General features: G+C 60.7%; 25 protein-coding genes. 12 read left to right on the forward strand and 13 right to left on the reverse strand.

Translation table 11 applies throughout. From position 1 onward, the window contains the following. Window positions 1-187 precede the first annotated feature (187 nt). Entirely contained in the window at window positions 188-1,069 is an 882-nt protein-coding gene (locus K6118_RS05095) for a transporter substrate-binding domain-containing protein (RefSeq protein WP_247119140.1), read from the forward strand. Window positions 1,070-1,164: 95 nt separating this feature from the next. Here the strand turns inward: K6118_RS05095 and K6118_RS05100 are convergent, their stop codons facing one another. Beyond that, window positions 1,165-1,554: an MAPEG family protein gene (locus K6118_RS05100; RefSeq protein WP_247119141.1), complete on the reverse strand. Its 390-nt coding sequence runs from the start codon at window positions 1,552-1,554 to the stop codon at window positions 1,165-1,167. 9 nt (window positions 1,555-1,563) lie between these two features. Next, on the reverse strand, window positions 1,564-1,953 hold the full coding sequence (locus K6118_RS05105; protein WP_247119142.1) for an MAPEG family protein: 390 nt from the start codon (window positions 1,951-1,953) through the stop codon (window positions 1,564-1,566). A 103-nt stretch (window positions 1,954-2,056) separates the two neighbouring features. Between K6118_RS05105 and K6118_RS05110 the strand changes: the two genes are divergently transcribed. After that, entirely contained in the window at window positions 2,057-2,650 is a 594-nt protein-coding gene (locus tag K6118_RS05110) for an SRPBCC family protein (protein WP_247119143.1), read from the forward strand. Between the two features lie 12 nt (window positions 2,651-2,662). Here K6118_RS05110 and K6118_RS05115 read toward each other — a convergent pair whose 3' ends face one another. From K6118_RS05115 to K6118_RS05135, 5 genes are all read right to left on the reverse strand, one after another. Further along, window positions 2,663-2,842, reverse strand: coding sequence for a hypothetical protein (locus tag K6118_RS05115; protein WP_247119144.1), 180 nt, complete (start codon window positions 2,840-2,842; stop codon window positions 2,663-2,665). Between the two features lie 132 nt (window positions 2,843-2,974). Beyond that, window positions 2,975-3,964 carry a glycosyltransferase gene (locus tag K6118_RS05120; RefSeq protein WP_247119145.1) on the reverse strand — a complete coding sequence of 330 codons (990 nt, stop codon included), beginning with the start codon at window positions 3,962-3,964 and terminating at the stop codon, window positions 2,975-2,977. A 97-nt stretch (window positions 3,965-4,061) separates the two neighbouring features. Further along, window positions 4,062-5,198: an acyl-CoA dehydrogenase family protein gene (locus K6118_RS05125; protein WP_343269914.1), complete on the reverse strand. Its 1,137-nt coding sequence runs from the start codon at window positions 5,196-5,198 to the stop codon at window positions 4,062-4,064. Between the two features lie 186 nt (window positions 5,199-5,384). Then, window positions 5,385-5,753 carry a hypothetical protein gene (locus K6118_RS05130; protein ID WP_247119147.1) on the reverse strand — a complete coding sequence of 123 codons (369 nt, stop codon included), beginning with the start codon at window positions 5,751-5,753 and terminating at the stop codon, window positions 5,385-5,387. Window positions 5,754-5,866: 113 nt separating this feature from the next. Next, window positions 5,867-6,643 carry a hypothetical protein gene (locus tag K6118_RS05135; RefSeq protein ID WP_247119148.1) on the reverse strand — a complete coding sequence of 259 codons (777 nt, stop codon included), beginning with the start codon at window positions 6,641-6,643 and terminating at the stop codon, window positions 5,867-5,869. Between the two features lie 213 nt (window positions 6,644-6,856). On the opposite strand from K6118_RS05135, the gene K6118_RS05140 reads away from it, so the two are divergent. After that, entirely contained in the window at window positions 6,857-7,342 is a 486-nt protein-coding gene (locus tag K6118_RS05140) for a hypothetical protein (protein ID WP_247119149.1), read from the forward strand. Window positions 7,343-7,472: 130 nt separating this feature from the next. Here the strand turns inward: K6118_RS05140 and K6118_RS05145 are convergent, their stop codons facing one another. From K6118_RS05145 to K6118_RS05155, 3 genes are all read right to left on the reverse strand, one after another. Further along, window positions 7,473-8,003, reverse strand: coding sequence for a hypothetical protein (locus K6118_RS05145; RefSeq protein WP_247119150.1), 531 nt, complete (start codon window positions 8,001-8,003; stop codon window positions 7,473-7,475). A 15-nt stretch (window positions 8,004-8,018) separates the two neighbouring features. After that, on the reverse strand, window positions 8,019-8,318 hold the full coding sequence (locus K6118_RS05150; RefSeq protein WP_247119151.1) for an SCP2 sterol-binding domain-containing protein: 300 nt from the start codon (window positions 8,316-8,318) through the stop codon (window positions 8,019-8,021). A gap of 68 nt (window positions 8,319-8,386) precedes the next feature. Next, window positions 8,387-9,130 carry a DUF748 domain-containing protein gene (locus K6118_RS05155; protein WP_247119152.1) on the reverse strand — a complete coding sequence of 248 codons (744 nt, stop codon included), beginning with the start codon at window positions 9,128-9,130 and terminating at the stop codon, window positions 8,387-8,389. Between the two features lie 290 nt (window positions 9,131-9,420). Here K6118_RS05155 and K6118_RS05160 point away from each other — a divergent pair, with 290 nt between their 5' ends. Both K6118_RS05160 and K6118_RS05165 read left to right on the forward strand, forming a co-directional pair. Next, entirely contained in the window at window positions 9,421-10,854 is a 1,434-nt protein-coding gene (locus K6118_RS05160; RefSeq protein WP_247119153.1) for an EAL domain-containing protein, read from the forward strand. Window positions 10,855-10,865: 11 nt separating this feature from the next. Further along, a complete protein-coding gene (locus K6118_RS05165; RefSeq protein ID WP_247119154.1) occupies window positions 10,866-11,756 on the forward strand; it encodes a TIGR01459 family HAD-type hydrolase in 891 nt (296 codons plus the stop codon). 11 nt (window positions 11,757-11,767) lie between these two features. Here K6118_RS05165 and K6118_RS05170 read toward each other — a convergent pair whose 3' ends face one another. Together K6118_RS05170 and K6118_RS05175 are read right to left on the reverse strand one after the other, a co-directional pair. After that, complete coding sequence (locus K6118_RS05170; RefSeq protein WP_247119155.1) at window positions 11,768-12,769, reverse strand: protein phosphatase CheZ; 1,002 nt, start codon at window positions 12,767-12,769, stop codon at window positions 11,768-11,770. Beyond that, a complete protein-coding gene (locus K6118_RS05175; protein WP_247119156.1) occupies window positions 12,770-13,156 on the reverse strand; it encodes a response regulator in 387 nt (128 codons plus the stop codon). A gap of 358 nt (window positions 13,157-13,514) precedes the next feature. On the opposite strand from K6118_RS05175, the gene K6118_RS05180 reads away from it, so the two are divergent. The 7 genes from K6118_RS05180 to mutL all read left to right on the forward strand — a co-directional run bounded on the left by K6118_RS05180 (window position 13,515) and on the right by mutL (window position 21,817). Then, a complete protein-coding gene (locus K6118_RS05180; RefSeq protein ID WP_247119157.1) occupies window positions 13,515-14,543 on the forward strand; it encodes a bifunctional riboflavin kinase/FAD synthetase in 1,029 nt (342 codons plus the stop codon). 137 nt (window positions 14,544-14,680) lie between these two features. After that, entirely contained in the window at window positions 14,681-15,220 is a 540-nt protein-coding gene (locus K6118_RS05185) for a response regulator (RefSeq protein WP_247119158.1), read from the forward strand. A 242-nt stretch (window positions 15,221-15,462) separates the two neighbouring features. After that, window positions 15,463-18,297: an isoleucine--tRNA ligase gene (gene ileS, locus K6118_RS05190; RefSeq protein ID WP_247119159.1), complete on the forward strand. Its 2,835-nt coding sequence runs from the start codon at window positions 15,463-15,465 to the stop codon at window positions 18,295-18,297. Beyond that, window positions 18,297-18,836, forward strand: a complete 540-nt coding sequence (lspA, locus tag K6118_RS05195) for a signal peptidase II (protein ID WP_247119160.1) — start codon at window positions 18,297-18,299, stop codon at window positions 18,834-18,836. Before ileS ends, lspA begins: the two co-directional genes overlap by 1 nt. Next, entirely contained in the window at window positions 18,833-19,279 is a 447-nt protein-coding gene (locus tag K6118_RS05200; protein ID WP_247119161.1) for a DUF3035 domain-containing protein, read from the forward strand. The genes lspA and K6118_RS05200 overlap by 4 nt, the downstream gene beginning before the upstream one ends. Window positions 19,280-19,504: 225 nt before the next feature. Further along, on the forward strand, window positions 19,505-19,864 hold the full coding sequence (locus tag K6118_RS05205; RefSeq protein ID WP_247119162.1) for a hypothetical protein: 360 nt from the start codon (window positions 19,505-19,507) through the stop codon (window positions 19,862-19,864). A gap of 57 nt (window positions 19,865-19,921) precedes the next feature. Further along, the gene (mutL, locus tag K6118_RS05210; RefSeq protein WP_247119163.1) at window positions 19,922-21,817 is read left to right on the forward strand and encodes a DNA mismatch repair endonuclease MutL; all 1,896 of its coding nucleotides are present in this window, start codon (window positions 19,922-19,924) and stop codon (window positions 21,815-21,817) included. A gap of 3 nt (window positions 21,818-21,820) precedes the next feature. Here the strand turns inward: mutL and K6118_RS05215 are convergent, their stop codons facing one another. Next, window positions 21,821-24,205: a patatin-like protein gene (locus K6118_RS05215; protein ID WP_247119164.1), complete on the reverse strand. Its 2,385-nt coding sequence runs from the start codon at window positions 24,203-24,205 to the stop codon at window positions 21,821-21,823. Window positions 24,206-24,311: the final 106 nt, after the last annotated feature.

Raw genomic sequence — 24,311 nt, forward strand, 5'->3', positions numbered from 1 at the left:
ATGAGCCAGGGCCGGGCGTCCGTCAACATGGAGGGGACTTTTGGGAACCGCTGTCATGTCACTGTCGCTCATTTATGCTTGAACCCCTCCTTCAAATGCTGGCATGGTTCTGCATCAATAAGTATTCAGTATAGAGTACGACCAAGCGAGGGATAGTATGCAAAGAACAGGCAAAAGACGGTTGAAAATGCCGCGTGCCAAAATCATCGAAGCCTTTGCGTGCCTTGTTTTGTTTTTTGCAGCCCCGCCCCTGCGGGCTGATGATAAGGCGCCTGTTGCTGTCCAATGGTATGTCATGGACTATCCCCCGTCCTACATTGTTAGCGGGCCGGAGAAGGGAACAGGCTATCAGGACAAAATCCTCGATTATTTCGCCTCGAAAATGCCGGGCTTCCGGATCGAACGCCACCCTGCGGCGATCGCGCGCCTCTTGTCCAACCTGTCAAATGGCGTTGGCGTATGCTCCGGGTCTCTGGGCCGCACGGCTGAGCGCGAAAAGCATATGGTTTTCTCCGATCCGATCCTCTATTCGCTGCCGACGCGGCTGGTGGTGACTGCGGCCGCAGCGCCCAAAGTACGGGCCCTTCTGGATGCGAATGGCAAAATCCAACCGGAAAAGCTCGCCAAAGCGGGCTTTGTGCGTGCCGGTGTGGTGAAGGGCCGGACCTATGGCCCTGTGGTCGATGCTTTCCTGGCCCGGCATAAAGACGAAGTCAGCAGCACGGGGCGGACCGAACTTGTGTTCCGGATGCTGGCGCGGGGACGGGTGGACTATAGCTTCTCCTACCCTGATGAAGCCGGCTATTATGCCCGTATCCATATGGCGGCGGATGACGATTCGTCTTTCACAACATTCCCGATTGCCGGGTTGCCGGATGTGATGGCCAGCTATTTCGCCTGCTCGAAAGATGCGGTGGGGCGCAAGGTGATCGGAGCGGTCAACAAGGTCATCAGCGAACACAGGTCCAGAACTGTCACCACGCCCTGGACCCATTATTATCTTTCCTGGATCGACAAGAACGCCCGGCATGATATCGAGCTTGCGCAAGACCATCCGGCGCAGCGGTAAAACCCGCCCGTCAGGTGCGGAGAAATAAAGAAGGGCCCCGACGGGCCCTTTTGTGTGTCTGATGTTTTTCGCCAGTCCTTACTGGCGACAGGAGCCTAGAGGCTGTAGGCCAGGATGAGCGTATGGACGGACGCCCACAGAAGGATGACCGCCGTCCCCATGGCCCCAAGGCTTCTGAGCGCATTGGGCTTGTCCGTCTCCGTCAGGAGGCCCCAGGCGTGCAGCACGCGGGCGGCAAAGAAGCCGACACCCAGGATCATCATTTCCAGATATCCGGCGCCCAGGCTTTCAGAGGCGCCCAGCACGATCAGGGTGATCGGTGCCCATTCGGTCAGGTTGGCGTGGGCGCGTACGGCTTTCATAAGCCGCGGGTCATCGCCCATGCCGAGCGAGGTTTTGGTCACGCCGCGCATCCGGCCGACCTGCAGGCCCAGAAGGGCGTAAAGAAGCCCGGTAAAGGCTGCGGTGATAAAGGTAATATGCATTGGTGCCCCCTAGACCAGGTGATAACCGACAAGAAGGCCCATCACGGACTCGACAAGGATGACAACGCCCGTAAGGACAGTGCCCCAGAAGCGGAACAAGTTGGGATCGTCGATTTTGCCCAGCGTCAGGCCGTGCATACAGCGGGCGACCACGAAAGTCGCGCCCAGCACGATCAGAAGCGGCCGGTTTGCCCCCATGCTTTCCAGCAGTCCAAGCAGGATCAGCGCCACCGGGGCATATTCCACCAGGTTGCCCTGCGCCCGGATCGCATAGGTCAGCCCTTCATCGCCGCCATCCCCAATCGATGTCTTGGTTCTGCCACGATGTTTGGTTACGTTATATGATAGGTAAATTAGCAGTAGCCCGATAAAGCTTGCCGTTATAAGCGTGATCGTCATAAGTCCTCCCCAAGATTTCCGGCCGGTCTTTCATTGCAGACGGCACGAGGGTGCTGCTAAACGAAGGCCGGGTCAAGCGACACAGGTAAAAGGACCGTCAGCAATGGCACGGGATAATTTCAAAGACTGGAACCTTCTGCACAAAGTCACAGCGGCTGTTGTGGCCGCCCTTGTGGTCGGCATCGCCATCCATGCTGTCAGGGTGCGGACAGCGGCTTTCAAGTTTGAAGCCAGCCGCGACTATAACGTGAGTGCCGAGACCCTCTGGCCTTGGCTTGTCAATTACAAGGATCGTATCCGCTGGCAGGCTGAACTCATTGACATGTCGCGCCTGATGGGCGATGCGGACAAACCCGGTTCAACCCGCCTCATATTCTGGCAGCGCGGCTATAAAAAATGGTCGGCTGTGGAACGGACCGAAGAAGTAGTCCAGAACCGGCTTTACGCCACGTATCAGGAAGCGGACGGTGACCACCGTTGGTTCCGGGTGGAACTGATCCCGGAAGGTGCGTGCAAGACGCGGGTCGTCATGCATGAAGTGATCAAGCCGCTGACCTACGCGGACCGCTTCTGGTATTTCAGCGAAGCGTCCGACAGGCAGCACCGGCTGGATATTTCACTGGATGCGCTTGGCTACTGGATGAAGAAAACCGCCCCCACATGCAAGGGCGAGACGGCAGGGGATGCCGCCGGGTAACGCTGTCTAGGCTCAGATCTGGGCGACGTCGAAGTCGGTGAATTCCCATTCTTCGATCCGGTCCATTTCGGTCAGGAACAGGTTCTCAGCAGCGACCACTGCTTCTTCTTCGCTATCGGCGTCGACCTCCGTAACCCAATAAAACATGCCGTGGGGGAGTTTTGCTTGCAGGGTAACTTTCTGACGGGCCATACGTGCGTCCTCTTGCGCAAAAAAGCTTGTTCAATGTGGTTAGCGTATGGCGACCTCCTAGCATGAAGGCGCCGGGGCTGCAATGACGTGTGTCAAGTCTGCCGACTTGGGCGCGCGGACGGCCGGATGGTCCTAAAACCAGGCAGGGGCCTCGGGTTTGATGGCTTCCCCTTTGAGAAAAGCGTCATTGAGCGCGTAAAAATAATCGATCGGATGGCGGCGGATGGCTTCGAAGTCCCGGTGGGCCTGCGCGGTGAAGGACCGGCGGCTTTCATACACCTTGCGTGTGGCTTCGGCTTCGGCGGTGGGCAGGGTGGCCAGCAAGGCCCAATAGGCGGCGAAGGCCTTGTCCCCCATCAGGATGCGCGCGGTCGCCAGCTTATTGAAATGCTGGTACTTGATGTGGTCGACCCAGGGCGCGCCGCGGCTATCCCGGTAGATATGGCCAATCTCCACCTCGTTGATCAGCTGGCAGCTACCACCGGCGAGCCAGGCCTTGATGCTGATAAGCGGTTCCTCGCCGCCATAGCGGTGCAGGCCGCGGTAGCCGCCGATCTTCATCAGGAAATCCCGCCGCATGGCATAGCAGCCGCCCAGCACGCAGGGCACATAGGCTGTGCCCGTATCGCCCAAGGGACGCTGGTTCCATTCGGGCTTCAGCGATTCCGTGAAGGTGGCCTCAAGCAGTTTGACGCTGGCGCCGCGGCCCAACGGCGCCCCGGTTTCGACAGCATCCCGGTCTGCGGTTGCCGGGCGTAAGGGCCGGCTGAGCGCGCAATAAAGCGCCTTCGGGTCGGCGGCGATGGTGTCGTTGATGATCCGGTGCCAGTCGCTTGCGTAGAAGCGGACATGGGCATCGAGGAAAAGGACATTCTCGGTCCTGGCCCAGCGCGCGCCCTTGTGGCGGCTGTGGGCCGGCCCGACGCGGGCTTCATTCAGCATGTAGCGGCAGCCGTAACTGTGGGCGACCGTTTCATAATCGACGTCGTCGTCGGAGGCATCGTTGATCAGAAGGATATCGACCTCATGCCCCGCGGTTTCACGGATGCCGCGCACGGTCCGTTCCACCTCGTCGCCTTCATTGGCGAAACAGATGGCGGCTGTGAGCGCGGGTGTGGGCATTGGCATCCTGTCCTGGGTTGATGGTCGCCTTCAGTTAACATGGTTGCGCGCCCGGCTTGCAAGGCAAAACGGGCGCGCAAATGAGAATGGTTCGGGCTTAAAGCGAGCGGCCGATCAGTTCCTTCATGATCTCGGAGGTGCCGCCATAAATGCGCTGCACCCGGCTGTCGGTATAATGGTGCGCGATTTCATATTCCGCCATGAAGCCGTAGCCGCCATGCAGCTGGACGCAGGTGTCCACCACACGGCCCTGCATCTCGGTAGTCCACAGTTTGGACATGGCGCCGCCCATGGCATCCAGCTCGCCTTTCACATGGCGGGCCAGGCACTGGTCGATGAAAGCCCAGCCGACCTCGATCTCGGTTTTCATTTCAGCGAGCTTGAAGCGGGTGTTCTGGAAAGCAGAGATCGGCCGCCCGAACGCCTGACGCTCCTTGACATAATCAAGCGTGATGTCGAAGGCGCGCTGGGCGCCCGCCATGGCGATGACGCCGATCGACAGCCGTTCCTGCGGCAGCTGTTGCATCAGATACATGAAGCCTGCGCCCTCGGCCCCGATCAGGTTGGTGGCGGGCACGCGCACTTCGTCGAAGAACAGCTCCGACGTGTCGGACGAATGCTGGCCGATCTTCTCGAGGTTGCGGCCGCGGCGGAAGCCCTCGCGGTCGGCCTCAACCACGATCAGGCTGACGCCCTTGGCGCCTTCCTTGGGGTCGGTCTTGCAGGCGACGATGACGAAGTCGCAGTTCTGGCCGTTGGAGATGAAGGTCTTCTGGCCCGAAACCACATAATGGTTGCCGTCCAGCTTGGCGGTGGTCTTGATGCCCTGAAGGTCCGAGCCGGTACCCGGTTCGGTCATGGCGATCGCGCCGACCATCTCCCCCGTCGCCATCTTGGGCAGGATGCGTTCCTTCAGGTCGTCCGAGCCGTAATGCAGGAGGTAGGGGGCAACAATGTCGGAATGCACGGCCAGCGCCGCGCCGCCGCCGCGGTTATAGACCTGCTCCTCGTTGATCACGCAGTTGAAGCGGTAGTCACCGCCGGCGCCGCCATATTCTTCCGGGATCTGCGGGCACAGGATACCGGCCTCACCGGCCTTGTTCCAGAAATCCCGCGGGACCTTGCCGGCCTTCGACCATTCCTCGGCGTGCGGGGTCGCTTCCGCCTGGAAGAATTTGCGCACGGCGTCGCGGAAAATATTGTGTTCTTCATCGTATACGGCGCGGTTGGCCAGCATGTCGTCCCTCCCTCAAAAGACATGACCGTGAAGATGGGGGCGGTGTGGGCACAAGTCAAATTTTATGGACCGGATAGTCCAATAAAGATGGCAGTGCTACACCCGAGACCCGGAAATGAAAAAGGACCCTGGCCGGTTTTCCCGGCGGGTCCTTTTGGTATGGCTTAGGGAATTGGGGCTGGCTTATTTGCCGCCTTCTTCCTCATGCAGATGGGCATCGCGGTAGGCGCGGATGGCATCGTTCATCTGGATCTGAAGGTTGCGGCGGCCGTTATGCAGGCTGGCCAGGTCCTCGGCCCAGCGGGCCTTCTGGTCCTTGGTCATGAACGGCATGATCTGCTGCCCCCACGTATCCATGCAGGACAGATATTTATCGACCTTTTCCGAATAAGCGACCACGGCATCGCGGGCCAGCCGGATATGCTCCGTGGTGGCGGTGGCGCCGTTCGGGATCGTGGGCTTGTCAAGCGGCGGCTGGCCGCAATCTCCGGCCGCGGCAGGCAGGGATGCGAACAGGCAGAAAGCAATAAGAAGAGACAAGCGTTTCATCATGGATGTGGGTTCCTGTTACTCTGTGCCGTCACGAAAATCAGTCTGCGGCGATGTCATGACCGGCTGTCCATGCGGAGGTGCCGCAAGGGCAGCCGGCATTGTTTGATACGGGCTTAGTCAGCCTTTTTCTTCGGTGCCGCTTTTTTAGCCGGCGCTTTTTTAGCAGCCGGTTTCTTGGCGGCTGCCTTCTTCGCGGCCGGTTTCTTGGCAGGCGCCGGTTCGGCAGGCTCACCCAGGTCAACGGGCGGCGGCAGGTCATCTGCGCTCAGCGCTTCTGCCTGGACATTCCCTTGAAGGGCGGCCTGCTGGGCTTGCGCTGCTGCCTGCGCCTGGCGCATGGCTTCATCTTCCGCAGCAGCCTGTTCCGGGAACATCTGGCGGTAGACGGCATTGACGCGGCCAGCCACGTCCATCATCGCATCGGCGACAGCCTTCAGGTTATAGGCCATGCCGCGATAGTAGAAGAGGTTGTTGTCCGGGTTATAGGCGCGGAACACACACTCATCCGTCGTGGAACCGTCGCCAACCGTGGCCGGGTCGCCGACAAAGTCGAACACAACCTGCTTGCCTTTGGTGGCGGTGATCCATTCTTCGACCCTCTCGTCACCGCGCTCCCACATTTCGCTGAGACGACGGTCATTGAGCGGATGCTTCTCCGGCAGCTGCAGCACTTTCCGGAGGGCTTCACCCCGGGTGCGAGCGCGCGCGCGCGGCGGCCACAGAAGGGCGGAAACCTGGCTCGCCGGCATCAGCACCATCTGGCCCGCGAAAAGCACGCCGGTGCCTGCGCGGTTGGTCAGCGACTGGTTGAAAAGTTCGAATGCGGCCTGGATATGAATGAACTGATTCCTCAGTTCGTGAATATAGATGGCAAGCGTGTTGTTATCCATTGTGTCCGTTCACTTCATACTTAGCGTTTTGTTTTCTGGTTCTGAAATGCCACGCCCGTACCCCCCTCATGAAGCCGGACATCCGCACTTGCATCGCAGCGATAGCACAGGCGCGGGCCCCTTTTCCAGCCCGTTATTGTCAGGATGGATTGCCAAAGTGGGGGCTTAGACGCTAAAGTGTCCTTGGGTGTTTAAAATTTGGGTGCGTATTTCATGGCGAATACCTCGCTTGCCATGCGTTCGCATGGTACTGCCCCCACTGCGGGAAAACCAACGTCTGCGGCCAAGGCTTCAGGCGCCCAGTCCGCACGTCCGGCTGACGGGGCCAGCTTCGGCCGCAACTTCGGCACGGCACAAACCCAGCAGGCAGCACAAGCGGCAACCACCACCCAGGCCTTCGCAAAGCCAGGCGGTCCGGGGCTTTTGTCCACCGGCGTCCAGTTCCTGCTTGCGGAGACACGGACCCAGGAAGCGACCGCCGGTTTCGCGGCGCCATCTAACCTGGGACGCGCGCGGGATGCTTACCAGCGGGTGCAGAAACGGGTGCGGGAGACGATCAACGCCAGCATCCATGCCGCCAGTTCAGACCTTGGGCTTTCCGAAGCATCGCACAGCTCCTCCGGGCACGCGGCCTATGCGACGGCGGCAGCCGCTTATCAGGACAGCGGCGCGCTCGATGACGATATCGGCGGCGAATAACGCCTGTTTCCCGGCCAAATCCATACCATTCCGTCCATAAGAAAACAGGCCCGGCAGTGCCGGACCTGTATGTGTCTCATGTGTGATTCCCGAGAAGTGGACCCTGGGGCGCTTGGTTGCGTCAGCTGCCCTACGGTTTTTCCAGGCGGCTTCTCAGTTGATGAATCCAGCGTTCGACCCGTTCTTCATGGTCTTTCGACGTGCTTTTCCCGACCGGCTGGTAGCTGTAGATCGCCATCGCGCTCGACAGTTGCCCGGTCTTAACCACCCGGACCGAAACGACGGACGGATAGCTTTGGCCGGGTAGGCGCTCGGTGAAATCGAACTGGCTGTTGGCCAGGTCCACCTTGATGGTCTTGACCGTCGGCATCTGGTCGGCAAAGTCCGCGACCAGTTGGGTCAAGCGCCGGGCGCTGATATCGAAAAGCTCCGAATTGCCATCGGCTTCGGCGTTCTTGCACAGGCTTGGCGAACACAGAAGGTATCCGGCCTTATCAGGCGTGTAGGCAAGCGTCTCGAAATCGGTCGGCGACAGGCTTCCCTGCTTTTCACCGAACAATTTGCTGCCGCCGCCCATCTGCGTCAGGAAAAAGGCCGCGAGGCCTGCCATGACGACGATCAGGCTGACGGCAATAACGAGCGAACGAAACCTTTCGAGCATTGAGCGGAACCTGCCTTAACCGAGGATCGAACCAAGCTGCATGGCGAGGCTCATATCGCCTTCAACGCGCAGCTTGCCGGTCATGAAGGCCATCTGCGGGTTCAGGTCGCCCTGGGCGATCTGGACGAAATTGTCCATCGAAACCTTGACCGTGCAATCGGCTTCCGAATCCTCGTTGTCAACGACGGTCGGCGAGACTTTGCCGTCGATCCGCACCACGCCATCTTCACCGAAATCAAACTTGATAATAGCGGCGAGCGGCGAATGGGCGCCGACACGGCCCCGCAGTTCATCGGTGATTTTAGCAAGTGACATCTTTATCTCCCTTGACGACATCTTTTTGAGTATGCGCTGTATATTGGACTGGCACGTCCAGAAATCAATCAGTTATTGGGCTGATCGGATTTTTCTTCTTCCTTGGGTTTGAGCTTGCCCAGAACATCGCCCAGCTTGCTCTCGAGACCGCCCCGCTGATCCTTTAGCATATTCTGTATCTTGTCGCCAAAACCGGCGGAAACCAGGGCCTTGGTGATCTGGGGCTGAAGCGTGTCCATGATATGGCGGGCGATTTCCCAGGGCGCGAGGCCCTTTTCATCGGTGCCGATATTGGTAAGCGTGAAGTCCGCGAGCGAGACGTCCTTGTCAACCTTGAGCATGGCTTTGCTGTGGATGGAAAGCTTGGGCGCCTTGACCGAAAGCCGACGGATCGTCAGCGTGATATCGCTGGGGTCGGACGCTTTGCTCGGGCCCAGGTTTTCCTGCAGCGCCTTGAAATTGGTCTTGCCCTTGTCGTCGATCCGGACATCGAAAAGCGGGGCTGTCACGTCGATATGGTCGATGATGATATGCTTGGTCAGCAGTGATTTGGGCTCAAGCTTCATGTCGAGCCCTCCGACTGACGCCATCACGCCATCGCCGAAGCCCGTGGGCTGGCCGATGTTGAAACCGTTCACGGCGACCTGACCCGAAAAGGGCGACAGGTTGACCTTCTCCACGCCGACCGAAACCTTGAGCGCTTTGGGCCCACCGGTTTCGATGCCTTTTTTCACAATGCCGTCGAGTTGGCTGTAGCCCACCCCGACGACGATGAGCAGGATAACGATAAGACCGAGAATGATTTTTTTCATGCCAAGGCTCCCTTAACCATTATCGGGCCATGATGGCACTGTTTGATGTTCTTGTTAAGGTGGGGACTGTACGCGCGGCCAATAAAATCCTTAACGAAAACGGTCAGCCGTGCCAGCATGGGGCACCCTTAAGGGGGTGCGATATCAATGTGACGGGAGGGGGTCCTCGGTCTATGGGCTTGGTTACACAGATTCTGCTTTTCATCTCATACGCTATCCTCGGGGTGGCCGTTATGGTGATCCCGCCGATGTTTTTCGGTGTGTCACAGCAGGCCTCCGGGATGCTGGGAATGCTTGTTTTCTTTGGGGCCTGGCAGCTGCAAAGCTTTTTCATGACCCGCAAGGAAGCGACCGAAACCAAGGCGCGTCTCGACCAGCTTGAGGATATGATGACCATCCTGCGCGGCGATATGGAACGCACCCGCCGCGACGTGGACAGCAAGGCCAAGGTCAGCGGGGAGAAGAGCGACAAGCTGGTGTCCGAGTTGAAGGTGCTGCACACGCTTCTGACCCAGGTGATGACCCGCGAAATTGCTCTCAAGAAGGGGGGTAAAGGTCAGCCGCCGCAGAAAGCAGCGCCTCAGAAGGCTGTTTCGGCGCCGGCGGAAGCCGCGAAGGCCGAGTCGGAACCTGAGGTGCAGAAACAGGCCGAGATGGAAGCCAGGGCCGCTGAAGTGGATATCGACGAGGCGGAGGCCCGTGCGGCCAAATCTGTCGCCGCTGATAAAGCCGCAGAGCCCGCGGCGGGAGAACCCGCTGAAGACGCTGAGGAGGACAGGCTCACCCAGGAAGAGATCGAGGAACTTGAACTCACGCCGGAGGAGGCCGCGCTCGCCGTCGTCGATACAGGCGAGGAGGAGGAACCCGCCATTGAGGGGGCCGCAGCCGAAGGCGGCACGGAATCCGCACCGGGGGGTGGTGCCACGCCCCGTGGTATGGCAGGCCGTGGCAAAAAGGCTGCGATTCGCCTGATCAAGCGGGAGGATCAGCTCCTGTCGGTTATCCGCAGTTCGCTGTCTGAAAACCGGGTCGACCTGTATCTGCAGCCCATCGTCGGCCTGCCGGCCCGCAAGATCGTGCATTATGAATGTTTCTCCCGCGTGCGGGATGAGGAAGGGCGGATCATCCTGCCCCGGCAATATATGCGGGTGGCGGAAAGCAAGGGGCTTATCGGCACCATTGATAACCTGCTCTTGTTCCGGCTGATCCAGCTTGTCCGGCGGTTGGGGCGGCGCAAACCGGATGTGCGCTTCTTCTGCAATATGTCCCGCTACTCGATGACCGACGCCGAGTTCTTCCCGCAGTTCATTGACTTCATGACCGCCAATGAGGAGTTCGCGGGCCGTCTGGTGTTCGAGATTTCCCAGGAAGACTTCTACACCCTGGAAACCGATGTTCTTGAACGGCTGATGACGCTGGGCCGCAAGGGGTTCGGCTTCTCCATGGATATGGTGAAGGATTTCGAGCGCGATTTCCCGGCGCTTGGCAAACAGCATTTCCAGTTCATCAAGTCTGACGTCAGGGACCTGATGTCGACCCATCCGGAAGAGGGCGACGTGGAGGCCTTCAAGAGCCAGCTCCGGCGGAACGGCATGGAGCTTATCGCCAGCCGGATCGAAAGCGAGGAAATGGTGCTTGAGGCGCTTGACGCCGAGGTCGAACTGGCCCAGGGCTACCTGTTCGGTGAACCGGCTTCATCGACGAACCTGACCCGCGAACTGTAAGGATTACCCCAATGCCCAATACGAGCGGCGCGGCTGTCGCGCTGATCCCCGGTCTGCGTCATATGGCGGAGGACCTGTCGCTGATCATCTGTGATCTGTGGGGGGTGATGCATGACGGCATGGCCCTGAACCCGGACGCTGTGACGGCGATCGAGGCCGCGCGCAAGGAGGGCATCGAAACCGTGTTCCTGTCGAACGCGCCCAGGCCGCGGACCCATGTACGGGAACATCTGTTGGAGATGGGGCTGCCGAAGGCGTTGACCGACCGTGTGGTCACTTCAGGCGGGCTCGCGCGCGATGAAGTGCGGAACCGCTATGCCGGGGCGCGGCTTTATCATGTCGGGCCGGAAAGCGACCGCAACACCATTGAAGGATTGCCGGTTGAGGAAGTCAGCCACCCGGACGATGCCGACATTATCCTGGCGACGGACCTGGACTATCCATCCGTGGAAGCGCACCGGGACTGGCTGAAGGGCGCGGCGGAGAAGGGCGTGCCCCTCCTGTGCGCGAACCCGGACAGGGTCGTCCATGTTGGCCCGCGCCTTTATACCTGCGCAGGCGCAATCGCCGACCTGTACGGGGACATGGGCGGCGAGGTGCACTGGTTCGGCAAGCCGATGGCATCGGCGCTGACCTCATGCCTGACCGAGGTCGGGATGGCGGCCGACACCGATGGCCGCAAGGTCTTGATGATCGGGGACAGCCTGCAAACCGATATGGCCGGTGCGCGCGCCGCCGGGTTTGGGGGGCTGTTTATCGCGGGCGGCATTCACCGGGCGGAATGGCCCCAGCTTGTGGCTGCGGCGGAGGGGGCGCCGGGCGTCACGCCGGAAGAGTTCTCAAAAATATTCGGCGCGGGAAAAGCTGTTCCCCACGCCGTTATGGAAAGATTGCACTGGTAAGATGAAACGGGTCAGCCGAAGAGGGCGTCGATATCGTCCTGGCTGACTTCTTCGCCCGCCGCGAGGTTGAATTCCTCTTCCTTCTTCTTGCTGTCTTTTTTCTTCTTCTCGTCTTTCTTGGCGTCCGACTCTGCCGCGGCGTCCGGCTTTTTGGCTTCGGCGGCTTTTGCTTCAGCGGCTTTCGCGGCTTCCTTCGCCTCCATATCGGCGATGGGGTCGAAATCTTCCTCGAACATTTTGTCGAGCTGGGCCGGGTTGACCGCTTTCGGCGCTTCCGGCTTGGGCGCTTTCGCTTTTGCCGGGGCCGGCTTCGGGGCAGGCTTCGGCGCCGGAGCGGGCGCTGGTGCCTGCTGGGCCGCAGCAGCGGCATCGTTCATCAAGGCGTCGACCTCGGTCTGGTCGATCCCTTCCCCTTCAAGGGCCGGGCCGGAAAGCAGGGCTTTGTCGAGGTCCTCGACTTCGGCCTGGTGGGCGCTCTTGGCTTCTTCGATGTCGTGGTCGGTGACGCCGAGAAGGTCCCTAAGCTCCATGACGCGCTGTTCGATGTGCGACAGGGTTTCCACCACTTTCGAAATGCGCTGGCCGGTGATGTCCTGGAAGGAACAGGCCTCGAAGATGCGCATCATGCCGTCTTGGGTCGTGGAGACATATTTGTCCATGTCGCTGGGGTCCAGCGCCATGATCTCCTCGGCGGCTTCCATGATGGTGTTGGTGGCTTCTTCGGTCTGCTGGACGATGGCGTCGAGCTCCAGCCCCGCACGCGGGATGCGCGCGCTTTCCAGGTCACCGGGCTGAAGCGCGGCGATTTCCTTGCGGGCGTTGCTGATATAATCAGAAAGCGACCGGCACTCACGGTAGATCGAGGTATCAATCGAGCGGAAGAAGACCTGCATCGTACCGATGAGGACTTCAGTGACCGAGGCAACATCCGTCAAAGAGAGGGCAGCCGTATTTTGCTTCCGCAGACTATCGACCAGAAGTTGGATCTGTTTGGGAAGCTGTTCGGAAGACATTTAGAATTCTCCGAGTACGGCGACCAATTTCGTCTTTAGCGTGGCAGCGTTGAACGGCTTCACGATGTAATTGTTCACGCCGGCTTTTTTGGCCGCGATAACGTTATCGGTTTTGGACTCGGCCGTGACCATGATGAATGGCGTGGCCTTGAGCTGGTTGTCGGCGCGGACTTCCTTAAGAAGTTCATAGCCTGTCATCGGCTCCATGTTCCAGTCGGAAATGATCAGGCCATATTGTCTTGCCCGGGCTTTTTCGAGCGCCTGTGCGCCGTCGGTTGCCTCATCAACATTGTCGAAGCCAAGCTGCTTCAGAAGGTTACGGACAATCCGCAACATGGTTTTGTAGTCGTCGACGATAAGGATCGGCATACCCAAATCAACGGCCATGGTTTTTCCTCAGTTTTCTGAATTGCGCCCTTCCGGAAGCTCTTTTGAAGCCCCGGTACTATTCCCTTTTCGGGACACTAGCCCCTATCTCATGAAGAATTGGTTAACCCAAAGGTGACGAAGTTTCAATCACTTCCGCAGGAGAATGCCTCGAAAGGACAGACAATATCCCCTTATGAACCCTTTGTACATAAGGGGGTGAGGCCGCGCCGCGCGGCCACAGGATATGCCCGCAGGCGATAAAACGGTGGTCCCGTGGGCGCGAATGGTGTATGTCCGCGGTCCGACCGGTCATTCAGATGGATGTTTCGTCCGCCGGTTTTGTCACATTCAAGCGGTATCAGACGCAGGAACAGACATGCGGTTATTCCGGCATATCAATGAGGTAACTTCCTCGGATCGCGGCTCCGTCGTCGCACTCGGCAACTTCGATGGTTTCCATCGGGGGCACCAGGTGGTCATCGGCGAAGCGGGCCGGCTGGCGCGGGAGATGGGTGTGAACCTGACGGTGGTTGTGACCGAACCGCACCCGATCAGCTTTTTCGCACCGAACAAGCCGCCGTTCCGCCTGACCCCGTTCCGGGAACGTTCCCAGCTTCTGGAGCAGTTCGGCGTTGACCAGCTTCTGGTGCTGCCGTTCGACCAGGATCTCGCTGCCATGTCGGCGCAGGATTTCGTAACCGATATCCTTCTGGATGGCCTCGGCGCCTACCATGTCTGTGTCGGCTACGACTACCGGTTCGGCAAGGGCCGCGGTGGCGGTACCGACGTGCTGGCCTGGATGGGTGAGATGGAAGGCTTCGGCCTCAGCGTCATCCGCGCGGTGACCGTGGGCCTCGAAGGCTATGCCGGGGAAGTTTATAGCTCCACGCTCGTGCGGCAGGCGCTGCAGGCGGGGGAAGCCCGCAAGGCAGCGGCGCTTCTCGGTCACTGGTGGTCGATCAACGGCCGGGTCACGTCGGGTGACAAACGCGGCCGCACCATCGGTTTCAACACCGCCAATGTGGAACTGGGCGAAAGCCTGGAACCCAAGCTCGGCGTTTATGCCGTACGCGTCCATATCGAAGGCGATGACCGTATCCTCACGGGGGTCGCCAACATCGGCCGCCGTCCGACCTTCGACAAGCGCGATGTACTTCTGGAGGTTCATCTGTTCGATTTCGATGAAGACCTCTATGAGCGTCACCTGCGGGTTGAACTGGTTGCCTTCCTGCGTCCGGAACAGAAGTTCGACGGCCTCGATGCCCTCAAGGCGCAGATCGCCCGTGACTGCAAGGTGGCCAAAGTGGTGCTGGCGGAACCGGAGAATGCGCGCGACCGTCTGGAGCCGCCGACCCTGGACCGCTATCTCGACCTTTTCCCCGAGCCGCACGTCCGCGCACGCTAAGAGCGCGGCACTCGTTACGGATACGAAACGGAAAATTACCGAAGCCCATGTCTTTATAGGCTTTGTATAAGCTTCAAGTTTTGTTAAGCCTGTCACGTTAACCTTTTATATCAAGGTAAACGTTGGGGGTTTTAACTATGCCGGCAATCAGCCTCGGCTCCTTACATGTCATGGTGGCAATGTCCAGCCAGCAGGTGGCGGAGGGACTGCGTGATATATTGATCATGCAGCGCGTGGGCCGTGTGTTTGTTCCGGCGGATAACCGTGAAGCGGTCGCTGAAATGCAAAGCCGCGGCTTCAACCTCATCATCATCGAACAGGACTTCCCGGAGCTCGGCGGCGTCGATTTCTGCCGCTTCCTGCGCCTGACCAGCGGGCCTGCCTCCGTGGCACCGATCATCTTCGGTATCCCCGCGCCGGACCGGGCCAAAGTACTGGCCGCGCGCGATGCCGGGGCGACCAAGATCGTCGCCGTCCCCTTCACCGGCGCGAGCCTGATGAAAGCGGTGCAGGACGCCGTCAGCGACCCGCGGCCGATCATTCAGACATCCAGCTACAACGGGCCTGACAGGCGCCAGCGCGTCGACCCGAGTTTCCGTGGGCCGGAGCGGCGCCAGAAAATGCCGGACATGATTACCCCGACCCTGCGCACCAAGATCCTGAATGGCGTCGAATAACGCCCGGATACCCCCGTGTTTCCGCTCGACACCCTCTGCCTTCGCTGATAAAAGTTCCGCCATGCAATCCGTACGGACATACAGGCGGTACACGCCCGTCGTCATAGGACGAATTACTGGCCCGGCGCTCTCCAGTGGCGACCGGGGTATTTAGTATCAATTTTTTAAAACCAGTATTCAGTATGCCGTGCCAGCCCTCAGACGCGGGGCCCATGCACCAAGACCAAAGCGAGACCTGATCTATGTCTGCCGATGAAAGCACCAAGCGCGATTATCGCGATACCGTCTTTTTGCCGACCACCGAGTTCCCCATGCGCGCGGGACTGCCGCAGCGCGAGCCGGAATTCCTGGCGCGCTGGTACAAGGACAATCTGTATGGCCGCCTGCGCGCTGAAGCCGCGGGCCGGGAAAAGTTCGTCCTGCATGACGGCCCGCCGTATGCGAACGGCGACATTCACTTCGGCCACGCCATGCAGAAGACGCTTAAGGACGTGATCGTCAAATCCCAGCAGATGCAGGGCAAGGATGCGCCGTACGTGCCGGGCTGGGACTGCCATGGCCTGCCGATCGAATGGAAGATCGAAGAAAAATACCGCAAGAAGAAACTTAATAAGGATGAGGTCGACCCGGTCGAGTTCCGCAAGGAATGCCGCGAATTCGCCGACCACTGGATCAACACCCAGCGTGAGCAGTTCAAGCGCCTCGGCATCATTGGCGATTGGGACAACCCATACACCACCATGGCGTTCGACGCCGAAGCCACCATCGTGGAGGAACTGCTGAAGTTCGCCATGTCGGATGCGCTTTACCGCGGTTCCAAGCCGGTGATGTGGTCGCCGGTCGAGAAGACCGCGCTCGCCGAAGCCGAGGTCGAGTATCATGACCATCTCTCGACCCAGATCGATGTCGCCTTCCCGTTCGTGAAGGCGCCGAGCGAGGAACTCAAGGACGCCCGCGTGGTCATCTGGACCACCACGCCCTGGACGATCCCGGCCAACCGCGCCGTCTGTTATGGCCCGGATCTGGACTATGTGGTGATCGAGGTTACCGAGGTGGCCGAAGGCTCCATGGCGAAAATCGGCGACCGGCTGATCGTGGCCGACGGCCTCGTGGTCAGCTTTGTCAAGCGCGCACACATCGACAATTATCTGCTGATCTCGCACCTCAAGGGCTCGGCCTTCGAAGGCAGCGTGCTCGCCCACCCGTGGCGCGGCCAGGGCTATGACTTCGACGTGCCGATGCTGCCGGGGGACCATGTCACCACCGATGCCGGTACCGGTTTCGTGCACACGGCCCCGGGCCACGGTGACGACGACTATCAGGTCGCTCACGTCAAGTTCGGCATTCCGGTGCCGTTCACGGTCGATGAGGCGGGCTGTTATTACGACCATGTGCCGCTGGTTGCCGGGGAGCATGTCTATAAGGTTGCGGACCATGTCTGTGAGCTTCTGGAAGGCGTTCACGCGCTGATGGCCAAGGGCAAGATCAGCCACAGCTATCCGCACAGCTGGCGCTCCAAGGCACCGCTCATCTTCCGGAACACGCCGCAGTGGTTTATCTCGATGGAGAAGAACGACCTCAGGAAGAAGGCCCTCAAGGCCATCCGCGAGGACGTGAACTGGTACCCGGCCATTTCCAAGAACCGGATCGATGCCATGGTTTCCGACCGGCCGGACTGGGTGATCTCGCGCCAGCGTGCCTGGGGTGTGCCGATCACCATCTTCGTCCATAAGGAATCCGGTGAAATCCTGCAGGACCCGGAAGTCAACGCCCGCATCGTTCAGGCGGTCAAGGAAGGCGGCGCCGATGCCTGGGTCGCGATCCCGGCGCAGGATTTCCTGGGGGATGCCTACAAAGCCGACGATTATGAGCAGGTCACCGACATTCTCGACGTCTGGTTCGACAGCGGCTGTACCCATGCCTTCGTCAGCGAAAAGCGGCCTGAGCTTCAAAGCCCGGCTGACCTGTATTTCGAAGGTTCGGACCAGCACCGCGGCTGGTTCCAGTCCAGCCTTCTGGAAAGCTGCGGCACCCGTGGTGTCGCGCCTTACAAGAATGTGCTGACCCACGGCATGGCGCTGGACGGCGAAGGCCGCAAGATGTCCAAGTCGCTCGGCAATACGGTCGCACCGCAGAAGATCATCGACCAGTATGGCGCCGATATCCTCAGGCTCTGGACCGTGTCGGTCGACTATAAGGAAGATGTCCGCATCTCCGACCAGATCATCAAGGGCCAGGTCGATGCCTACCGGAAGATCCGTAACACCATGCGCTATCTGCTCGGCAACCTGGCGGGCTTCACCGAAGAGGAACGTCTGGACGCCGCCGACATGCCGGAGCTGGAGCGTTTCGTCCTGCACCGCCTGACCGAGCTGGATACGATGATCCGCGCGCGTTCGTCGGAGTTCGACTATAACCCGATCTTCCAGGCGCTGTATCAGTTCTGCATCGTCGACCTGTCGGCCTTCTATTTCGATGTCCGCAAGGACAGCCTCTACTGCGATGACCGCATGGGCATCCGCAGGCGGGCCGCACGGACCGTGCTGGATGAAGTGTTCAAGTGCCTCGCCACCTGGTTCGCGCCGATCCTGTCGTTCACGGCGGAAGAGGTATGGATGTCCCGCTACGGGGTGGACGCCGAAAGTGTGCACCTCCAGCAGTGGCCGACGCTGCACACGTCCTGGCAGGATGATGCGCTCGCTGAAAAATGGTCGAAAATCCGCCGTCTGCGCCGGGTTGTCACCGGGGCCCTGGAAATCGACCGCCGTGAAAAGCGGATCGGTGCCAGCCTGCAGGCGAAGGTCGCTGTCTTTGTCGAAGATCCGGCCTATGTCGAAGCCTTCGCAGGGCAGGATGCCGCCGAGCTGTTCATCACCTCGACTGCCAGCTTGGAGCAGGGCCCGGCCCCTGAAGGCGCCTTCACGCTTGACGACGTCAAAGGCGTTGCAGTTGTTACCGGGCTTGCCTCGGGCGAGAAATGCGAACGCTGCTGGGTGGTTTCCGATGAGGTCACCGAGCACGGCGAGCTGTGCCACCGCTGCGCGGACGCCGTGAAACGCCAGGACGACGCGGCCTGATGCTGAAAGCTGGGCTTCATCTCCGGTTTGGGCTTCTGGTCGGCTTCCTTCTCATGGTGGCCGACCAGCTCAGCAAATACTGGATCCTGCACGGGCTGGACCTGCCGACACGCGGCAGTATCGCCCTGCTGCCGTTCCTGAATTTCACCATGGTGTGGAACCACGGCATCTCCATGGGGCTGCCGATCGGGTCTGCACTTGGCAAGTGGGGCATTGTGGTGCTCACCGGTGGGATCAGCGCATGGCTTCTGGCGTGGCTCGTGAAAACCGCCAGCCGGGTTGAGGCACTTTCGCTCGGCCTCATCATCGGCGGGGCCGTCGGCAACATCATCGACCGGCTGATTTACGGCGCCGTGGTGGACTTTGTGCACCTCCATGCGGGCGGTTACAGCTTCTATGTTTTCAACCTCGCGGACAGTGCGATCAGCATCGGTGTGGCCATCCTGCTCATTGATGGCTTGCGGGGAGGCGCTAAAGGCCCTAAAAATGCCCAAAAGGTCGGCGAGGGTGCGACCGACCGTGAAGGAGAGAGTTCATGAATCTCAAGTCTGTATCGTTGCTGGTGGCTGCTGGCCTGAGTGTCGCGGCCTGTGGCGGCAGCGGCAAAGCAAGCCCTGACGAATTCCAGGTTGTCGACCGGGCACCGCTTGTCGTGCCGCCGGAAGCCGATCTGACCCCGCCGGCGCCGGGTAAGGCGCGCGCGCAGGAGATTGATCCCGGCCGTCAGGCTTTCGAGGCCCTGTTCCCGGGCAAGAAATATACGCCCAAGCCCAAAAGCAAGGGTGAGGTAGCGCTTCTGTCCCGCATTGGCCGCGCTGATGCCGATGTTCGCTCGAACACGAGCGGCAAGAAGGATGTCCAGGTGGTCAAGAAGACCCTGCTTCTGGCGGACCTTCTGAAGGCGACCGACCGCCAGTTCGAGCCGGACAATATCGCCATCCGCCGTGTGGCCGAAGGCTCGAAGGCTGAAGGCGATAACTAAGCCAACCAGGCAGCCAAATGTTTCAAACGCCCGGCCCCTTCAGGACCGGGCGTTTTGCTATTTAGCGCCTCGGCCTCGGGGCACGGGTCTTGCATGGTTTTTGAAAAGTACTGAAAACCACGTCCGAGGGGGATAAATATGCCGGTCGACCCAATTGCTCAATCTGCTGCCGCATCGTCTACGACGCGGGCGGGGCTAGGGGTGACAATAGGTGCCGGCCTGGATGTGAGTTTTCAGGACACCCTGGCCCAGCTTGAGGCGCGGGAAAAAGGCACGCCCATTGAAAGCGTCGATACAGGCGTCGCCGTGCATGGCCTCCTTGGCTGGGCTGCGGTGCGCAAACAGCAGGAAGCGAGACTGCAGGCGCTTTCCGTCATCATCCATGAAATGGGACTGACCACCCAGGCGGTGGAGAAGATGAGCGCGGCGGATCAGGCCGATCTTGAAGCCAAGGTTTCGAAACGGACCGATTCCATGCTCCAGGCGATCAAGGAGGACGCGCTCGAAAAGGCGGAAAAGAAGAAATCCGTGCTTTACCGCCATACCCCGCTCCCACGGGAAAAGAACACCCTGCCGGGCATTTGAGGCAGGGACGGCGCGCGCCCTCTTCCGCTCAGTTTCATTCCCTGATAGGGTCGCGCCATGACCAGCCAGAACAGACATGACCTGCCGGAAAGCGCCGGGATTATCCGGCTTCTCTCAGAACGCACGATCAACCGAATCGCTGCGGGTGAAGTGGTTGAACGCCCGGCGAGCGCGGTGAAGGAACTGGTCGAGAATTCGATCGACGCCGGCGCCACGCGCATCGATGTGGTGATGCGCGATGGCGGCAAGGCGCTCATCCAGGTTACCGATGACGGCAAGGGCATGAGCCCGGACGAACTCAGCCTCTCGGTAGAACGCCATGCCACCTCCAAGCTTACGGACGAGGACCTCGTCAATATCGCCTCGCTCGGCTTCCGGGGGGAGGCTCTGGCCTCCATCGGCGCGGTGGCGCGGCTGAGTGTGACCTCCCGCGCGCGCGGCAGTGATGAAGCTTGGGCGGTGCGGGTCGAAGGCGGTGGAAAGCACGCGCCGGAACCGGCGGCTTTTTCAAATGGCACGCGGGTCGAAGTGCGGGACCTGTTCTACGCCACGCCCGCGCGGCTCAAGTTCATGAAAACCAGCCGCACCGAATATGGCCAGGCGGCGGATGTTTTGAAGCGCCTCGCCATGGCGCATCCGGACATTGCCTTCAGCCTGTCGGACGGTGACCGCACGACTTTTTCGGCGCCGCCCGTGGGCGGACTCGCGGGCGACGCGCGGCTCGAACGCCTCGCCGCCATCCTCGGCCGGGAATTCCGCGATAACGCCATCGAAATCGATGCCGAACGCGAAGGCCTGCACCTGACCGGGTTCGCCGGTCTGCCGACCTTCAGCCGTGGCAATGCCATGCACCAGTATCTGTTCGTGAATGGCCGCCCGGTGAAGGACCGGCTGCTGGTGGGCGCGGTCCGTGGGGCCTATCAGGATTATCTCGCGCGGGACCGGCATCCGGTGCTGGCGCTGTTTCTGGATGTGCCGTCCGAATTTGTCGATGTGAACGTGCATCCGGCGAAGGCGGAGGTGCGCTTCAAGGAGGCGGGGCTGGTGCGCGGCATGATCGTCTCGGCGCTCCGCCACGGTCTCGGCATGGCCGGGCACCGGGCCTCGACAACTGTTGCCAGTGCAGCACTTGGCGCGATGCGCCCGCATGACGGCGGACCGTCGCTGCCGTGGGGTCGCGCGGCGGAACGCCCGACGCTGCCGAGGGGCTTTGCCGCCCAGTTTGATGGCATTTATGCCCCGGCCGAATCCTCCGGCGGCAGCTTCGGTGAGGGCGGGCAGCTGGCCCTCGACCGCACCGGCGATATCGCCATGCCGAGCGCGCGCCCGACCTATGAAACTACAGAGATGCCAGCCGCCCCCGTGCAGGAGGACTTCCCGCTCGGCACCGCGCGCGGGCAGGTGCACGCCACCTATATCGTTTCGCAAACCGCGGACGGCATCGTCATCGTCGACCAGCACGCCGCGCATGAGCGACTGGTCTATGAGCGCATGAAAAAGCAGATCGCGGCCACCGGCGTCGCCCGCCAGACGCTTCTGCTGCCGGAAGTGGTGGAGCTGGAAGAAGGCCCTGCCGAACGGCTGACCGCGCGCGCGGACGAACTGGCCGGGCTTGGCCTGATCATCGAACCCTTCGGCGAAGGCGCGGTGGTGGTGCGCGAAGTGCCCGCCATGCTGGGCAAGATGAATGTTCAGGGCCTTGTGCGGGACCTGGCTGATGAGCTGACGGAACTGGATGAAGCACTGTCCCTCAAGGAACGGCTTGAGGATGTCGCGGGCACCATGGCCTGCCACGGCAGCGTCCGCGCGGGCCGCCGCTTGACGGTGGATGAGATGAACGCGCTCCTCCGTGAAATGGAAGCCACGCCGCATTCCGGCCAGTGCAACCATGGCCGCCCCACCTATGTGGAGCTCAAGCTCGCCGATATCGAAAAGCTGTTCGGACGGCGCTAGGCCTCACTCGCTGAACTGGGCCTTGAGGGTCGCGATGAGGTCGCGGCATTGTTCGGCGTGGTGATATTCGGTGTCGAGGATGGAGAGGTAAAGCCGCTTCTTGAGGCCCTCGAGGTCGAAATCGTCCGGCAGGGCACCCGGTCCCGCGGCATCGAGCACGAAGTCGATCAGCCGGGTGGCGGCGTGGATGCGGCCCCAGATATAGTCATTTTCCCGCGCGCGGCGGCTGAAGAAAGCGCCGAAATTATACAGCTGGTTCCCCAGAAGCGGGTGCTTGGCCGCCCCCTCATAGAGGTCCTGGCAGTCAAGCGGGCTGATGCGGTCGACGCGGATTTCATCCACCTCCAGAAGGTCGAAGCTCTTGTTCATCGGCAGGGTCATGATGTCATAGAAGGCATAGCCCACGTAGGCGCGGAACAGCGTGTGCCGGAGCTCGGTGTTCGGTAGGCCGGAGATGGAGGCCGAGAGCATTTCGTCGGTGTCGAGGTCGAGTGTTTCGAGCCGCATGGCTTCGCCCAGGCTTTTCAGGAAGCTTTCGATGTCGGCGTCGGCCATCGGCCCCTGAACCAGTTTGGTGAAGAGCGCGGGGTCATACACGGTGGCGGTCCAGCAGCTTTTGAAGGCTTCCAGGTCTTCGTAGATGCTTTTCTTCAGCGCCTTCACCTGGATGAATTCCTGGGCGGCTTCCTCATGCTGCATGAAGCGGTTGAGCTTCTGGATCACGAAGCGGAGGCGGCGCACGCGGTAGTCCACATCCAGTTCCCGGAACATCTGGACATGGAGGAGAAAATTGTCTTTCCCGGTCGGGCGGCGGCCGCCTTCGGGGTAGAGCATCCCCTTGTCCTCAGCCCAGGTCTTGAGGGTTTCAAACGTGTCGCCTTCCGAAACGCGCAGGCCCTGCAGGGCGGCACCCTCAACGATCAGCTGGCTGAGCCGTTCCAAGAGCCGCACGGTCTTGGCCTGGACGTAGCTTGCGTAGGTATAGCCGGTGCCCTGGTGGGCGACCTCATGCGCGCGTTCGCGCCAGGAGGCCAGCATGGCGGTATCCAGGCGCCAGTCGCGTTCGAGCACGATATTTTCGTCGACGAGTTCGTTGATCTCGACCTCGACCGACTGCAGCACGGCTTCCAGCCGGCGCGCCGCCTTGTTCTGGCGGCCGATTTCCAGAAGGTCCTCATAGATCGGTTCGTTGCGCGGGATTTCCGCCAGCGACGACAGGATGGTGCGGAAGAAGCCGGGCAGCTCGTCATGGCGGCGATATTGCAGCAATTCCTCCGGGTCGTCCGGCAGCGGGTCGACATAAACGATGCGGCGGTCCACCTCCCGGTGCGCCGGGCGGTCATAGACCGACTGGATCGCGGCGCCGAACGGCTTGTTGTTGGTCACACCGCCATCGATGAAGGACATGGCATTCAGGACCGAACGGTCGCTGGCCAGGTTCGGGAAGTTCTTGGCGATAAATTCATCGCGCTTCGGCCACACCTGCCCGCGGGCGGACAGCCGTTCTTCCAGGTCCATCAACCGCATCGGCGGGAAGGCGCCGGGGAAGCTGGAGGTCGCGCGCGCGGCAAACCCGAGCCCGGCGACATTGTCATCACCGAAATCGCTGGTGATCCCGGCGCCGAGCGCGTTCCGGTAGCCGAAATTGAGGATGACGCTGTGCTGGTGCTCCAATATTTCCGCCGGGTCATGCAGTGTGATGCGCCGGTGCTGGCCGTAAAAATTGGTCAGGCTGACGAACAGTTCCAGCTTGTGGCCGATCGGCATGAGGCTGCTGTCGTCCGTCACCTTGCCCATGTTTTCGCAGGCGTTGAGCATCCAGGTCAGCATCCGGGTGCCGGAGAAGGGCGGCTTGAACCAGCGTGAGCGCACAAAGCGGGACAGCTTGCGCCGGGTTTCCATATCCGGGCGGTTGCGGCCGAAGATACGCTTGCTGAACAGCCACAGGAACGGGTGCATATAGACCTTGCTCCAGCGCTCGGCGAGGGTGCCTGTCTCCATCAGTTCCTCGACATCGCCGAGGTGGAGCCACATGGTGCGAAGGGGGTCCAGGTCCAGGTCGTGGGCCAGCGCACGGGCGAGGAAAATCCCGTTGATGCCGCCCGCCGACGCGCCGGAGACAGCGTCGACGATCACCCGCAGTTCCAGCTTGTGGCCGAGCGCCTGAAGAAGCTCGAAATAAAGCGCTTCGGTGTCGGTGCTGTAGGGCCGTTCCGGGGCGACTTTATCGAAGCTGGTGCGGTGGCGTTCCTGCCGGTCGGTGAGGCTGTGGTAGGCGCGGGAGGCGCGGACGAGCTTCAGGACTTCGTTCGAAATGCCGTTCATATAAACGGCAAGCGAAGCCCCGCCGTAGCATACGAGCGCCAGTCTGAGTTCCTTTTCGCGCATATCCTTTAGCCCTCAGGCCTCTCCCCCGCTGGTCGTTCCGCTAGTGTGCCGTTTTTTAACGTGAATTTCCAATGGCTTTTCGAGGGGCGCTTGTGACGGTGGCTGG

Source organism: Kordiimonas marina, from assembly GCF_023006325.1.
Taxonomy (GTDB): Bacteria; Pseudomonadota; Alphaproteobacteria; order Sphingomonadales; family Kordiimonadaceae; genus Kordiimonas; species Kordiimonas marina.

Bases quoted from the DNA above. Each gene is read 5' to 3' on its own strand.
- K6118_RS05095 (WP_247119140.1), top strand. From the start codon at position 188: ATGCCGCGTGCCAAAATCATCGAAGCCTTTGCGTGCCTTGTTTTGTTT.
- K6118_RS05100 (WP_247119141.1), bottom strand. From the start codon at position 1,554: ATGCATATTACCTTTATCACCGCAGCCTTTACCGGGCTTCTTTACGCC.
- K6118_RS05105 (WP_247119142.1), bottom strand. From the start codon at position 1,953: ATGACGATCACGCTTATAACGGCAAGCTTTATCGGGCTACTGCTAATT.
- K6118_RS05110 (WP_247119143.1), top strand. From the start codon at position 2,057: ATGGCACGGGATAATTTCAAAGACTGGAACCTTCTGCACAAAGTCACA.
- K6118_RS05115 (WP_247119144.1), bottom strand. From the start codon at position 2,842: ATGGCCCGTCAGAAAGTTACCCTGCAAGCAAAACTCCCCCACGGCATG.
- K6118_RS05120 (WP_247119145.1), bottom strand. From the start codon at position 3,964: ATGCCCACACCCGCGCTCACAGCCGCCATCTGTTTCGCCAATGAAGGC.
- K6118_RS05130 (WP_247119147.1), bottom strand. From the start codon at position 5,753: ATGATGAAACGCTTGTCTCTTCTTATTGCTTTCTGCCTGTTCGCATCC.
- K6118_RS05135 (WP_247119148.1), bottom strand. From the start codon at position 6,643: ATGGATAACAACACGCTTGCCATCTATATTCACGAACTGAGGAATCAG.
- K6118_RS05140 (WP_247119149.1), top strand. From the start codon at position 6,857: ATGGCGAATACCTCGCTTGCCATGCGTTCGCATGGTACTGCCCCCACT.
- K6118_RS05145 (WP_247119150.1), bottom strand. From the start codon at position 8,003: ATGCTCGAAAGGTTTCGTTCGCTCGTTATTGCCGTCAGCCTGATCGTC.
- K6118_RS05150 (WP_247119151.1), bottom strand. From the start codon at position 8,318: ATGTCACTTGCTAAAATCACCGATGAACTGCGGGGCCGTGTCGGCGCC.
- K6118_RS05155 (WP_247119152.1), bottom strand. From the start codon at position 9,130: ATGAAAAAAATCATTCTCGGTCTTATCGTTATCCTGCTCATCGTCGTC.
- K6118_RS05160 (WP_247119153.1), top strand. From the start codon at position 9,421: ATGCTTGTTTTCTTTGGGGCCTGGCAGCTGCAAAGCTTTTTCATGACC.
- K6118_RS05165 (WP_247119154.1), top strand. From the start codon at position 10,866: ATGCCCAATACGAGCGGCGCGGCTGTCGCGCTGATCCCCGGTCTGCGT.
- K6118_RS05170 (WP_247119155.1), bottom strand. From the start codon at position 12,769: ATGTCTTCCGAACAGCTTCCCAAACAGATCCAACTTCTGGTCGATAGT.
- K6118_RS05175 (WP_247119156.1), bottom strand. From the start codon at position 13,156: ATGGCCGTTGATTTGGGTATGCCGATCCTTATCGTCGACGACTACAAA.
- K6118_RS05180 (WP_247119157.1), top strand. From the start codon at position 13,515: ATGCGGTTATTCCGGCATATCAATGAGGTAACTTCCTCGGATCGCGGC.
- K6118_RS05185 (WP_247119158.1), top strand. From the start codon at position 14,681: ATGCCGGCAATCAGCCTCGGCTCCTTACATGTCATGGTGGCAATGTCC.
- ileS (WP_247119159.1), top strand. From the start codon at position 15,463: ATGTCTGCCGATGAAAGCACCAAGCGCGATTATCGCGATACCGTCTTT.
- lspA (WP_247119160.1), top strand. From the start codon at position 18,297: ATGCTGAAAGCTGGGCTTCATCTCCGGTTTGGGCTTCTGGTCGGCTTC.
- K6118_RS05200 (WP_247119161.1), top strand. From the start codon at position 18,833: ATGAATCTCAAGTCTGTATCGTTGCTGGTGGCTGCTGGCCTGAGTGTC.
- mutL (WP_247119163.1), top strand. From the start codon at position 19,922: ATGACCAGCCAGAACAGACATGACCTGCCGGAAAGCGCCGGGATTATC.
- K6118_RS05215 (WP_247119164.1), bottom strand. From the start codon at position 24,205: ATGCGCGAAAAGGAACTCAGACTGGCGCTCGTATGCTACGGCGGGGCT.